Source organism: Ignavibacteriales bacterium, from assembly GCA_026390795.1.
GTDB lineage: Bacteria > Bacteroidota > Ignavibacteria > Ignavibacteriales > Melioribacteraceae > Fen-1258.
In genome coordinates this window covers 2154368-2168318 of record JAPLFG010000003.1, presented here as the reverse complement: position 1 = coordinate 2168318, position 13951 = coordinate 2154368, and the positions used below count along the sequence as shown (strand labels likewise).

The window sequence follows — 13951 nt, the reverse complement described above, 5'->3', positions numbered from 1 at the left end:
TTGATTTGGTTTTAATAAAACAGCAGAATAATCTTCGTAGTGGAATATACTCCCATGAACTGAAAAGAGGAACTTATATAGGACAGAGAGGCAAATGCAGATTTAAATTTATTTTTGAATTTTATAGATGAATATTCTTATTCTATTAAAGTGATTTATCAAAATATAATTTCAAATTTTCTTCTATTGTTTGCTCTTGGATGAGAATCTGATTTGTTAATGAGAAATATGAATGTTTTAAATAGGTAAAGGATTTATTATTTATATGGTGTAACATTTACATCGAAAGATTTATAAAATATTATTGACGTAATATTAATTATCGCAAATAAGATAAGAATTGCACCAAAAATTACTATCATACCGGATAATTCTAGCAGATTATTTGTGCCAGCTGCAACTGATTTTTCAGCTATCCAATTCGGTGCTGAAAATAACATAATACCAAATACAACAACCAAAGAGTTTGCAGTTTTGTTTTTCAATTGTTCCTCCAGCATAAGTTGTTTTTATTTCATGTTACGAAAATATTCTTATTCACCGATTCGAAAAAAAATTTATTTATTGGCTACTCATATAGACGACTAATAATATAAAAGGTTGTGCACAAAAAATGTTACCCGCATAAATTGGCTATTAGCAATTTTATTTGGCAAATCAACTCAGACATTCTGCCCGATAAAACTGATAAATTATAATCCAACCGTTCACGGATTCATAAAACCACTTAAATAATTCTATGCAATTTTAGTATTTTGAATAGCGATATTAATTCCGGAAATAATATTCCATAATGGTCCATTAATGCGATTCATTAGAAAATATTTTGAAAAAGAATTTCTCGTCAACAAGCATCCTTCATTCCATTTTATAAATACTATAGGATGGAGCATTCTTATTGCCGTAGACTGCATTATTGTAAGCCCGCAACAAAATGCCACAAGCATTACATTTTTTATAAGTAATACAATAGCATGGTCAACAGGTTATTTAATAACGATTTATCTTAGACGTTTATATAAGGATTTCCCATACAGGTCCAAATCTATTATTACCATAGGCGGATTTATTTTTACAATCTCATTTTTTGCCTCATGTTTGTTTTATCTAACGGTTAATTTTGCACGTTGGGTATATAGCCCTCCGTTTCAAAAGGAAAGCTTACAAACAATTTTTAGTTTTCAACACATTATTCTATTTTTAATTTATATCGTACCTTTATTTACAACGTGGAGTTTACTTTACTTCGGAATTAAATTTTGGATTGATTTATTAGAGGAGCGGGAAAAGGCTCAGAAAGCAAGCCTTCTTGCGCAAAGCGCACAACTTCAAATGTTAAGATATCAGATTAACCCACATTTTTTGTTTAACTCCTTCAGCTCGCTACGCGCGCTTATACGCATTGATCAGATTAAAGCTGAAAATATGTTGAGTAAATTATCAGAATTTTACAGATACACACTCGTAACGAAAAGTCATACCGAAATTCCTCTTATAGAAGAGGTTGAAGCTATAACAAATTATGCAGAGATTGAGAAAATCCGTTTCGAAGATAAAATTGAATTTGAATTCAAAATAGATACACTTGCTGAAGAATATCCTATTCCAAGTTTTTTAATTCACCCTCTTGTAGAAAATGCAATAAAATATGGTATGAAAACTAGCGAAATGCCTCTAAAGATTTGGATCATTGCTGAAGTTGAAAATAATTGGTTAATTATTCGAATCATCAATACCGGTAAATATATTAAGCAAGGCAGTGATAATAACCATGTAGGAACTGGAAATGGATTATTAAACATAAAAAATAGATTAGAGTACAGCTACCCTTACAAAAACAAGTTCGAAATCAATGAACAAGACGGCAAAGTTTGTGCAACCGTAAAAATTTTTAAGGAGCTGAAATGAATAAAATATTTAAGGCTATAATAGTTGACGACGAAAAACTCGCAAGAGAAGACATCAAGGCAATTGCAAAAGGATTTGAGGAAATTGAAATTATTGGTGAAGCAAGTAACAATATTGAAGCGAAAAAGTTAATTGATAATTTAAACCCGGATTTGATCTTTCTTGATATCCAAATGCCCGGGAGGACGGGCTTCGAGCTTTTAACTGAAATTCAAACTGATGCTAAAATTATTTTTGTTACTGCTTACGATGAATATGCAATTAGAGCGTTCGAAGTTAATGCCCAAGATTATTTATTAAAACCAGTTAACAAAGAGAGACTTGCATTAGCCATTGAGCATTTAAAACTTGAAGGCGAAATTCAGAATACCCCTTTTAAAAAACTTGAATATAATGATAACGTTTTCCTTATGGTCAATAATACATATCAGTTTATAAAGGTTAGTTCTATTATTGTCATTACTTCTGCGGGCAACTACTCAGAAATTTTGACAAATACAAAATTAAAAGGTCTAGTTCTGAAATCGATGAAAGAATGGGAATCTAGACTTCCTAACAATTTTTTTATAAGAATCCATAGAAATGCTATTATAAATCTCGAATTCTTGGAACGTACTGAAGATTGGTTCAGTTATTCTTACCAAGTATTTCTAAAGGGACTTGAAAAACCATTTGTGATGAGCAGGAGATATGCATCTAAATTGAAAGATAAAATGGTATAGATTTTAGAATTTTTCAAAGTAATCTTAAAGCAGAATATAACCTCTCGCTTAACGAATTTACCTCTAATCACAATTCAATTCAATTTTTTCAAAAATAATTCCATCTTATAAACAAAAAAATCAGAGACCTCGTTTTGATATGATAGTGAGAATTCTGAATAAATATCAGAGAAGTTTTAAGTGCGATCTAAAGGAATGCTGCTCTTTAATCGATGCAATTTGGACATCTTAATTCTCTCTAAAGATTGCTGCTAATCTTTTAGTGTAATTATCAGATTTATAAAATGTTTTAAGTGGTTGTATTGATTAATAAACGGGCGAACAGATTGCACTTTTTAACAGTCTTATGTATTGAATAAAAACGAAATATATAGATGCTAAGTGACAGAAAATAAAATTATTCTATCAGCTACCGATTATGTTTTTAAATATTTTTTAACAAAATCTCAGGAGGCCAAATGAAACCGAGATTCATTATATCGTCTATAGCCATCGCAGTTTTACTAATCACAACTTCGGCTTTTTCACAAAGCAACAATAATTTAGATGATGAATTAAAACTTAAGATTATTCAAAAGAGTCCGCTAAAGGGTTTAAAATGTACCGATGAAGCCTTGCGTCTTAATTGTGCTTTCGCCTTAGGAAAGATGAAATCAGAAAAAGCCGTCATCCCATTAATGAAAATGCTACGAGAAGATCCTTGTGAAGCGGTACGAATTGTTGCCGCACAAGCATTAATTGAAATTGGTGATCCCCGGGGAATCTATCTAGTAGGGCGCTCGGCAAAATTTAATGACTCGGAACGCGTTAGAAACGTTTGTTCAAAATTCTATTCTTATCATTTATTTTCAGAAAGTTTGGCTAAGCTGTCCGATGACTCAATTGAAGAATTGACGATGGATTTAGAGATTAAGAATCAATAATTGTTCGTGATTTTAATTTTAATTAATAATGCTCAGTTAGACTAATTATTAACATTCATTATGAAGTATAGGAAACTGCCTCAAAATATATTAAGAGGCAGCTTTCTATTCAGAGATCGAAAAAATGGATCCGAACAATAAATTTACATTAGTGTATGCTTTATCGGTGTTGATCTATCATTGCCTGTATAAAGAAAATCATTCTCCGGATGATTGGAAATGATAAGTTAATAGTATTTAGAAAACAATTAAATTTCTAATTGAATTGAACTCATTTGAACAATCCATAGAATACAGCTTAGATATTTGTGATCTTGGTATCATACTGGAGAAAACTCTTCCGGTACTTAAGATTTATGCTAAAGAAAAAGATGTTGTTATTAATTCAACTATTATTCCTCCAGTCGGGGTTAGCGGAAATGATTTCCAGTTAAGAACTGTATTCAAACAGTTACTCTATTTACTAATTAAAGAATTCGAAATGGGTGGTAAGCTTGAATTATTTTCACAGAATGAATGCCATCAAGTGGTAATCACAATAAATGCTTATGGACTGATGAAATTTGAAATAGCATACGAAGCAATTTGCAGCATAGAAGAAATTTTCTCTCAAAAATTTGCTTGGAGAACACAAGCAACAAAATTATTTTTCATATACAATACACTAAAGCAGAATCGTTCGAAAATGAGTATCTACAAGCTATCTCCTGTCCACAGAATTATCTCAATTATATTACCAGCCAACAATCCCGAAAATATTCAGTAAATAATTTTTAACCAATAGTGTTATCATTTCAAGATGAGTTTTCCGAAGCATATGCTGAAGATTTACATTTGTCATATAATATAAAAAACTTCTCCCGGGTTGGGCATACTCGGGAGAAGTTCAAAGAGAGGCAAATTATGCATCGAAAGATGTGGAGCCCTTTCTTCTCCACTTGCCTCAATATTTAGTTCTAGAAGCTTAGTGTCACTCCGAACATATGACTTGAATCGAAGTACTTTACATCTCTATAGGCATAATCAAATTTAACATCAACATTCCCAATATTATACTTAAGACCGAATCCTACAGTGTACCTATATAAAAACGTACCGGCTTCGTATTCGGGTGCGAATGTATAACCACCTCTTATAAAGAGTAAATCATTGTAACAGTATTCTGCCCCAATCTTGTATTGATCGCTGGAAAAATTGTTATTCTGAAAAGAGGATGAGAGATTAATAGTGCTGGACCCGCTTATCACTGGTTTGTATGCCAATCCAATCTCAAATGATGAAGGTAAATCAAATGGAGCCGGATCAATTTTATAATACTGTATAGGTCTTGTCAAATCCGGGGCTTCAGCTTGAATATTTAATCCGGAGCCTCCATATTTCATTTGAGGCCCAAGATTTTTCATAGCCATTGCAAAAGACAAACCATCAACACCGGCTAATCCTGAATACATCACACCAAGATTGAATGAAATACCTGTTGTACTAACAAGATTTAAAGTTTCGCTAATTAGATTTGCCGTTATTCCTACAGATACTCTATCGCTGAGATTTTTAGCAAATGTTAAACCCATCGTCATCAATTGAGGATTATATGTTTGTCCGGTCCCATCAGGATTTTCAACAGTTGTTACCGGAATATCATCCATTGAAAGTGATTTTATAGCAAATGCTAAGGAACCTATACTATTAAGTTGAACAGAAATAGCAGCATAGTTTATACCGATATCGGCTATATGTGACATATAAGAAAACGAAGCTTCAACCGATTGGCTGCCACGTGATAACCCAGCAGGATTCCAATAAAGAGCATCTAATCCCGTAAGAGAAGAAATATTGGCACCATTTAAACCGATACCGCGCGCACCAACGGGAATTAGTAGTTGTGAAGCTCCACCGGTTCCATTTCTAGATCCTCCGCTGGCAAATGTTATAGCTTGCATGACCACAAGAAGTACTATTAATATTATTTTGATTTTATTTTTCATTTTTATCCTCAAACCTTTTTTTTCAAAATTTATCTAGTATTTGCTGTTCTTGGACTATTGAAAACTTTAGAGTTTTAGTAACACCGAGATCAGGCATTTCAATAAAAGCAATGTAAAGCCCGCTTGCGGCCGGTAAACCAGAACCGTTCAACAAATCCCATCTTTCAAATTGTGAATTATTGTCTTTCTCAATTACCCTTATCATTTCACCAGCAATATTTACTATTCTTATTGTTGCTCTATTTGGCAAATGACTGAAAGTAATCCAACGGAAATATTTATTCTGTTCTTGTGTATTTACTCCGTAATAAGGATTTGGAAAGACATTAATTTTCTTAACATCATCTTTAGCAAGATCAACATCGTTACTATTTGCGGGTGCAGTAAAAGTAAACTCGTCATTTACTGAATTTGGTTTTGTTGTTTCAATTCTGAATATAGTCCCTTGTTCGGGCATAGTTGCTCGCAAGTTAGCCGGGTAGTCCGCTGCACTTACAGATCCATTATTCCAGGAAACAAGAACTAAACGAGCTAGAATTTCTCCACCCATAGTAGATGTTGCACCAGCGTCATAATCTGCTGCAATGACAGCATCGTATCCTTTAGTTCCCGGTGTATGATCGGCAACATCATAGATATAAATCCAATCTGTTTCCGTATCATCATTACCGCCTGAAAGTCCATGGTCAAGTTTATCCAAACTAAAAACACCATCTTCATCTATATCATAGATTAAAGCGCAAAGTTTATAATCGTCTGTTGGATCGCTTGGCGTTCCAATGCCGGTATTCCATATTTCAAACGGAATTTGTTTTGTAACTCCATCGGTCCATGCAAAGTTGGCTTTACTTCCTGTTGAGGTAAAACGAATTTCAAAATCATAAGGAATAATTCTTGTGAAGTTGTCCTCACGCGGAGACCGGGTTAAGAAGTATGCATAGCTTCCGTCATTTGCAGCAGTCATACCTGTTGCTATGCCCCAGACTCCTGCATGTATTTGTTGCCTTGCCGCAGGCCGGTCTTCATCATTATAAAGCGGAAAGCCATTACTGTTAAATGCATATGTACCAATTTCCGGTGGATTCAATGAACCGTTAGCATTAGCAGTTACTTTGAATGCGGTAAAATCATTTGGCGGACCTGTTACTTTAATTTCTAGTCCGTCAATAATAGGATAAGAATTATCACCGGATTGGTTAGTAATATTACTTGCCTTTTTAGCACCGGTAGTAATATCAGTAACATTCCAGACAATATTATTGGTGGTCCCAACTTTTTCAAATGTGACCTTATAAGTATGACCGGTTACTCTTGAAGGGTCTTTAACCGATACGATTACATTTCCATCCGACTTACTCGATGTCTTGGATGTATGCGTTACACCGCTAACTGAATTATCATAAGTATTAGTGTATCGAACACCAGGGTTTGGACTCTTTGGTGTAACTCTGATTGAGGTAATAGGATTTTCCAGAACTTGAGGAATTGCAAGGGGATCAGGGTTGTAGGAATACGATGTTACTGAATAATAATATTCGGATCCATTATATAGAGGTTGGCCTGTTCTCACATAATCTTGAGTTAGATCAATTGATCTAGAAATTCCGGAATCTTTACCAAACTGAACCGGTACTCGTTCATCGGTCCCAGTTCTGCTATCAAAAACATAATCATATAAAACTTTTATATTGTTCACTAAATCGTAAGTGGCAATTAATTTTGCGTCCGTTTTTAATGAAGATGACAATGGTAATTGATAAACGTTGTATCCCTCAAAATTGTATCCTCTTTGAGAATAGTTTTCAGTTTGTGCCGCAGCTGTTGGATCGCCCCAAGAAAGAATTACTTCTTTATCTAATCCCGAAGCTGTTACGATTGGTAATGCAGCGCCGCTGGGAATTTGGAAGAAATTATTATAGGCATCTTGAGCCACTCTATCATATGCTTTTAAGAGAGTAACAGAATTAAGATAATCCGTTCCCATAGCACAAATTTGAGCAACAACAACTTCTTGTGTATCTCCAGGTGCCATATTAAAAGGTCCGGAAGCAGATCCAATTCTTCTGTCGCTAGTACTAATAATTTCACCATCGAGCCAACCTGTTCCCGCAACAGGATCACCCGATAGTGTAAATGGTGTAGCTGTTGCACCTAGTCTCGCAGGCGTTCTAAAAGGTTCACCGCTTCTTCCAATTCGACCCTGGAAGAAATTATAAAATTCAGTAGTTCCTTGATATGTTCCATTGGGCGGATCTGAAACTGCCGGATCTCCTTTGGCAAAATAATAGAATGCCGTCATTGGAAGATTTCTCTTACCGGCAATTTTCTTTCCTCTAAATATTGCTGTATCAGTTGCCGATCCATTTACTATCGGGCCCTGAAAAAAATCAAAACCAGTTGCAGGTGGAATCATTGTCCCATACTTTGAATCGTGATTCGAAGAATTATAAACATAGCCTAGGCTTAAAGTAGTATCACAACCGGCCATATCATCATCTGAGAATCCTAAATCGATATCAGAAAACATACTTACATACATATCTCTGAAAGTATCTGTACTTTTATTAATCAATAAGTATTTGCGGAATATCATATTGCCTAATGGGCCGGCTTGAGAATATGCCCACATAGTCCCTTGCTCTTCGATTCCCATCGGTTGAGAGCCATGGAGAGCTGTTGTTTTTGTTGCATCCAAATCATTCGCTACATACCAAATTGATTGACTGGCACCGGGAACTCCTGGAATATCAACATCGGGATTATATCTTTTATCTCCGTCTTTGTCTTCGAATGGAGCGCCATCTTGCCATGGCCATTCTTTCCAATCCAAATCATATTGATTATATATTTCGGCAACCGGAACTCCTTCATCTCTGGATTCCATAGTAAGATCTGCAGTTTTATAATCCGGTCTTACACGGTAAATTCTATTTTTTGGTAGGTTAGGGCTTTCAGCTACACCTGGAGAAAGTATCTTGCCTGGTTGAAGTCCGGCAACGTACGCATTCCCTCCCACTTTAATGTCAGTTGCACTTCCATTAATTCGAGCTCCCCACAAAAGTCCGGATTCATAAGCTGCAGTTTTACCACTACCTTTTGGGAAAAAGAATCCTGCATTATTTGAATCCAGATCATCGGAATCGCCATCACTCCTAAAAAATGTTGAAATGTTATTTATATTAAGTCTTGTAGTGTTTGGCGAACCCAATGTTGTTTTACTTACTCGTTTTTTTGTTTCTTTCCCCTCTGCATACTGCTTAGCAGGTAAAAACAGAAAGGAAAAAACAATTAGTAACAGCATAACACTTTTCTTTATAATCATTTTTATTTACTCCCATTAATTTGTTTTCAACATTGTTTATTAATATTCCAGCCTGAGGCCTAAGCGAATCTGCCGAGGTGGACCCCAGAAATATGGGTTAGTCATTAAATAAGTGTTCGCCACTTGCTGGTATTGTTGGTAATAATCAATATTGATTGCTCTGTACATATCGGCATATCCCAACTGGTTAACAAGCTGTCCGCTTAATTGAGGATTACTTATATAACCATCATCAGTATTGGAACCGGTTCTTAAGAATACATTTTCAACATTTTTTCTATCGAAGAGATTGATTACAAATAAATAAATATTCAGTTTCATCTTATCGAAAAGGTGGATTGTCTTATCTACACGAAGGTCAACCTGGAATGAAGACGGCGTAACAGATGCATTTAATGATTCGACAGGAACTCTTCCTCTGGGATTTCCTTCCAGATCTGCGGCACCAACTCCTCTTGTAAAAGGATGTCCGCTGGAAAAATTCATTAATAATGAAGCGCCAAATTCATGAAGAAGTGATGGACCATCATTAATACCAAAGTGATAATCAAAATTGATGCTTCCTCTATAAGAATTATTAAAGACAAGTGGCGAAACATAATTCGGTAAAAATGTTACACCTTCTGCTCCTGCAACCATGCCACTGTTTGAATTTGGGAAAGAGCCTGTTCCCTGAGCATCCTGAAATGACAAAGATGCATTTATAGCAATTCTATTTATCCTGCGCATCTGGAAAGATAATTCGACTCCTTTTGTAGTAGAAAAATCTCCGTTTGCATAAACAGGATAATTTTTTGTTTGAGATTCTTTACTAGCAATGACCATTTGATACGTTACTTGATCTTTTATGTCTTTATAATACCCGGTAAGATCAAACGAAGCGAAGTCTCCAATCTGCTGCGTAAGCCCTAATTCATATTGGATAGTTTTTGTCGGCTGTAAACTGAATGCGATAGGCTGCGGAAGATAATTACCCCCGACCAAATTACGCGCAGATGCATAGTAGCCCTGATAGATATCCGCTAGGCGAGTTTGCTGTATAAATTTTCCGTATTGAGCATGAAACATTGTAACATCTGTAACAGGAAATGAAACGCCAATTCTCGGACTGAGATATGAATAAGATGGTACTCTCTTTAGACCTTCTGGAATGATATCGTAGTTGCTGCTAAAATTAAATGCTGCATCCGGGAATGTTGGATCTACAAATTCGTAAGTATCAGTATCTATGTAATCAAACCGCAGTCCTAAATTCAAGATTATATCTTCGAATGTTATTTTATCCTGCATAAATGCGGCAGCAAAGACAGGGCGATGCGGACCGAAAAATGGATCATCATTAAGTTCATTTCCTAATACATCATAACCGTAATTATTCACTCCTCTCGTTTGCATTACCTGTTCAATTGTTTTGGTACCTCTTGCACTTATCAAGCCGGCGAGAGCAACAGCAGTTCCGTTTGCCCAACTGTAATTTCGCATTACATATTTTTGATATTCACCGCCGATTTTAATTGAATGAATTTTATTTGGATCCCATGAGAATGTTCCGCTCAAAGTAAAATTCTCTCTACGGAATTTTCCATATCCGGCTAAAGGATCTCCTGGTTTACTAAAAGCAAATCCATAGACGCTAACCTGACTCGGTCTGACATACATGCTCTGGAAATTTGTGAATCCAAACTGAGCATTTGCAAGACTATCGCCATATGCCATGAAATTGTCTTTTAGGAAAGGATCATAAAATTTTTGTGATTGAAAGAAATAACCAAGAGTTATATCGTAATACATTTTATTACTAAGCACATGTGTGATTTTTACACTACCGGAACCGTTATTCGCATCGCGTTGTTCTGTTCTTGATGTGTTAAGCATATTGCTGATACTTCCGGCTACGCGATTTGAGTTCATAGGATTTTGGAAAGATTGATTTGTATATGTTCCGGCAAACCGAATTTGAATTGGATTTAGATCTACAGATATTGTTGAAGAAAATGTAACCGCTCTATTTTGATTATCTAATAGAGCTCCTCCTGGGTAAACTAAATTTATGGAATCCTGAGTTGAAGCATCTCTGTACATTCCCAAATCTATACCGGGGTAGCGCTGGGGATTTGGGTCCCTTTGATAATTGTAATTTCCAAGAATAAAAAATTTTACTTTTTCACTAAGCAATGGTCCGCTTAACGATCCTGTTAATTCATCATATCCATACCAGTACGCTCCTAGACGTTGTTTTCCATCGTATGCATTATCTTTACTCTTGAATGTAATATTATCGGTAGCATAATCTAATGTACCTTTAAAACTACTTGTACCAGATTTTAGTTGCTGGCGTATTATGCCTGCATTAGCCCCACCGTACTCTGCGGTATAACCGCCTACTTGAACTTCAACTTCTTCAACAGCATCTTGGACAACTCGAACCGCATTATTACCGGTCATTGGGTTTCTTACATTGACTCCTTCCAGATAAAAACCTGTTTCATCAATTCGTCCGCCGCGGATAAATACGGTATTGTCTTGAAGAACAACTCCTGCCGAAAGTCCAAAGATATTATTCATTCCTCTCACAGGCAGATTTTCGATATCTTCACGCGATGTAACATGGATTGCATTTGTATTACTCTTATTAACTAATTCTCTTCGAGCAACAATTGTAATTTCACCCATTGAAACATCTTGCGAGGATAATTCGAAATTTAATTCTGTCGTTAAATCGGAAGATACTCTTACATTTGTAACTGAGCTTGAGGTATAGCTAATGAACGAAGCTTTAACTTCATAGGTACCAGCTTCCAAATTTGAAATGACATATTCGCCGTTCAAATCCGTAGCAGCGCCAAATGACGTCCCGATAACAACTACATTAGCACCTATCAATGGTTCACGGGTGGCAATGTCAACCACTCGTCCTTTGATTTTCCCGGTTGCTGCAACTGCTATGGACGATGCCGTAATAAATAGTAAGATAAAAAAGGTTAGGGTTTTTTTCATATTTCCTCCAGGTAAGAAAAAATGTTCTTTCATTTCCGTAACTAGACATTCTCTGCAAATTAATTTTGGGTGCAATTTATATTTTCCGGTCGGAGACAAAAACCATTGTGTGTTAAGCGGTTTGATCGTTTTATAAACGGTTAGCAGCAAGTTTATTTGTAAAAAAAGATAAGGTGATTACTCTTTTTGTTACCAAAAAGTTAACTAGGATCATTCAAAAAAGGATTTGTCAACTACTGTCTATTCTTATCAAATAAAATTTTTTTAAAAGTTTAGTTCAGAGTATTTTGAATTAAATTATTTTCTTCCGGTTGCTCAAATTGACTGGCGATAAATTACTTATCTGATTTAATTCGCTTGTATCAGAACCGATTCAAATTCATTATTTGAATATATAATTAGGTGCAATATGAATGAATATGACTAAACCCATTAAGACTATAATCAGTCAATCTGAGTTCACCGATTGCATGATTAACCTGCACACATCATTAGCGGTTTTTATTTATTATACGGTAAAACATTCAACATGGAGTTGAATCAGATAAAGTCTTTTAACCCATTTAATACTCAGCTTCGTCCCATTCATTAGGTCCGGATTAAACTTGTTGTTTATTCTTCATGTCTTTGAAGACAAATCTTACATGACCGGTATTTCATTACTATTTTAATATGGATTTTTCTATTAATAGATGAATTAGTGTTTAAACTTATTATCCACCTAAATCGTGAGTGCTTTTTGGGAAGGACTAATTCGAAGTTTGGATTATGATCTCTTCTGAGGTTTTGGTAATCTTTAAATACATCTATAGTAAAAAAATAAACGGAACCAGATTATTATTGAATTCTTATTAATGTCTTTTGAAAAAATCCATAATCACTTTTGGTGCGTATAATTCCGGACTTAGGAACCAATCATGACCACCATTCTCAACAATATAGATAACCACTTCCACAGCATCTCTGCAGTTGCCATAAATTTCCTTCCTAATTTTAAACCCAGTGGAATTTTGAAAATACTCTACAACTGGCGTTGAACTACAACTATTTTTAGCCGCCCACAATTTTATTGCAGCATTAGCTGATAGAAGAGAAAATTTACCGTCATTTAAATTCCCTTCATAAGGTAAAACGTGATCAGTTGTACCGTTTATCATTAAGATGTTTTTTGATTGCTTTGGAAAACAATTCTCTGATAACGGTACTGAAAAAGTAGCTGCTTCAATTGCCACTGCTGCGAATAAATCTGACGCAGCACAAGCAATATATTGAGCAAATAAGCCTCCTTGAGAAAAGCCAACTGCATAGATTCTTGATGAATCAATCTTATATTCTTTTTTTATTTTATTGACAAGAAATTTTACAAAACCTAAATCATCGATTTGCAACCTTGAAGCAATATTACAATCACAACCTTCGTTCCAATTAGCTGTTTTAGCATCCGGATACACAACTATTGCTCCAAAATTTAGCGCTTCATTATCAAGTCCGGAATAATTTTCAAAATTAATCCCTGTATCACCTGCGCCATGAAATACGAACACAAGAGGTGCCGGATCTCCTTGAACTGTATATGATTCAGGGACAAAGATATGATAGGTTCTATCTAAAAAAAGAGAATCGTTTTTAACACTTGTTCTGGATTCCGGTATAATCCCCGCATCACCCGAATTACAGCTTATAGTAACTACAGCGAAAAACAAAACCGAAATTATTTTTTTACCGGTTAATAAATACAATAATTTTCCTTACAGTCTATTTTAAATCAAAAATATGTCTAATTGGAATAGTAAGTAAGTGTAAATTAAATTCTCTAGTAGTTTTAAAAAGCAGTGGTCAATACACTTATGATGTATTAAACCGAAGATCCTATATTTTGTATGGGGCAGATGTACAATATTTCTCAATCTATATTTAGCCCTTATAAAATAAAAACCTCGATAAAATTGTTCAATTTTTGCAATCGAAGATTTATTTTTAGTATGGATAATAAGGGATTCGTTGCCTCGGAGAAACGCCTCTGAAATTTGTCGATAATCACTGCTTTTTGAATTGTCACGACCATTTTGTGACCAGGCCATTTCCAAATACCTA

Annotated in this window: 9 protein-coding genes; 4 read left to right on the top strand and 5 right to left on the bottom strand. The window is 35.0% G+C overall.

The features are described 5' to 3' along the window. Window positions 1-257 precede the first annotated feature (257 nt). Complete coding sequence (locus NTX65_13030; protein ID MCX6170263.1) at window positions 258-485, bottom strand: hypothetical protein; 228 nt, start codon at window positions 483-485, stop codon at window positions 258-260. A 319-nt stretch (window positions 486-804) separates the two neighbouring features. Between NTX65_13030 and NTX65_13025 the strand changes: the two genes are divergently transcribed. From NTX65_13025 to NTX65_13010, 4 genes are all read left to right on the top strand, one after another. Next, on the top strand, window positions 805-1908 hold the full coding sequence (locus NTX65_13025) for a histidine kinase (protein MCX6170262.1): 1104 nt from the start codon (window positions 805-807) through the stop codon (window positions 1906-1908). After that, window positions 1905-2630, top strand: coding sequence for a LytTR family DNA-binding domain-containing protein (locus NTX65_13020; GenBank protein MCX6170261.1), 726 nt, complete (start codon window positions 1905-1907; stop codon window positions 2628-2630). Before NTX65_13025 ends, NTX65_13020 begins: the two co-directional genes overlap by 4 nt. A 458-nt stretch (window positions 2631-3088) precedes the next feature. Then, a complete protein-coding gene (locus NTX65_13015; GenBank protein ID MCX6170260.1) occupies window positions 3089-3553 on the top strand; it encodes a HEAT repeat domain-containing protein in 465 nt (154 codons plus the stop codon). Window positions 3554-3818: 265 nt separating this feature from the next. Beyond that, window positions 3819-4319: a hypothetical protein gene (locus tag NTX65_13010; GenBank protein ID MCX6170259.1), complete on the top strand. Its 501-nt coding sequence runs from the start codon at window positions 3819-3821 to the stop codon at window positions 4317-4319. 190 nt (window positions 4320-4509) lie between these two features. Here NTX65_13010 and NTX65_13005 read toward each other — a convergent pair whose 3' ends face one another. The 4 genes from NTX65_13005 to NTX65_12990 form a co-directional block, all read right to left on the bottom strand. After that, window positions 4510-5538, bottom strand: coding sequence for a PorV/PorQ family protein (locus tag NTX65_13005; GenBank protein MCX6170258.1), 1029 nt, complete (start codon window positions 5536-5538; stop codon window positions 4510-4512). Between the two features lie 22 nt (window positions 5539-5560). Then, entirely contained in the window at window positions 5561-8860 is a 3300-nt protein-coding gene (locus NTX65_13000) for a hypothetical protein (protein MCX6170257.1), read from the bottom strand. Window positions 8861-8899: 39 nt separating this feature from the next. After that, window positions 8900-11857, bottom strand: a complete 2958-nt coding sequence (locus tag NTX65_12995; GenBank protein ID MCX6170256.1) for a TonB-dependent receptor — start codon at window positions 11855-11857, stop codon at window positions 8900-8902. Window positions 11858-12708: 851 nt separating this feature from the next. Then, on the bottom strand, window positions 12709-13560 hold the full coding sequence (locus tag NTX65_12990) for an alpha/beta hydrolase-fold protein (protein ID MCX6170255.1): 852 nt from the start codon (window positions 13558-13560) through the stop codon (window positions 12709-12711). Window positions 13561-13951: the final 391 nt, after the last annotated feature.

Excerpts from the sequence above, each read along its gene's own strand:
- NTX65_13015 (MCX6170260.1), top strand. The coding sequence starts at position 3,089 with ATGAAACCGAGATTCATTATATCGTCTATAGCCATCGCAGTTTTACTA.
- NTX65_13000 (MCX6170257.1), bottom strand. The coding sequence starts at position 8,860 with ATGATTATAAAGAAAAGTGTTATGCTGTTACTAATTGTTTTTTCCTTT.
- NTX65_13025 (MCX6170262.1), top strand. The coding sequence starts at position 805 with ATGCGATTCATTAGAAAATATTTTGAAAAAGAATTTCTCGTCAACAAG.
- NTX65_13005 (MCX6170258.1), bottom strand. The coding sequence starts at position 5,538 with ATGAAAAATAAAATCAAAATAATATTAATAGTACTTCTTGTGGTCATG.
- NTX65_12995 (MCX6170256.1), bottom strand. The coding sequence starts at position 11,857 with ATGAAAAAAACCCTAACCTTTTTTATCTTACTATTTATTACGGCATCG.
- NTX65_13020 (MCX6170261.1), top strand. The coding sequence starts at position 1,905 with ATGAATAAAATATTTAAGGCTATAATAGTTGACGACGAAAAACTCGCA.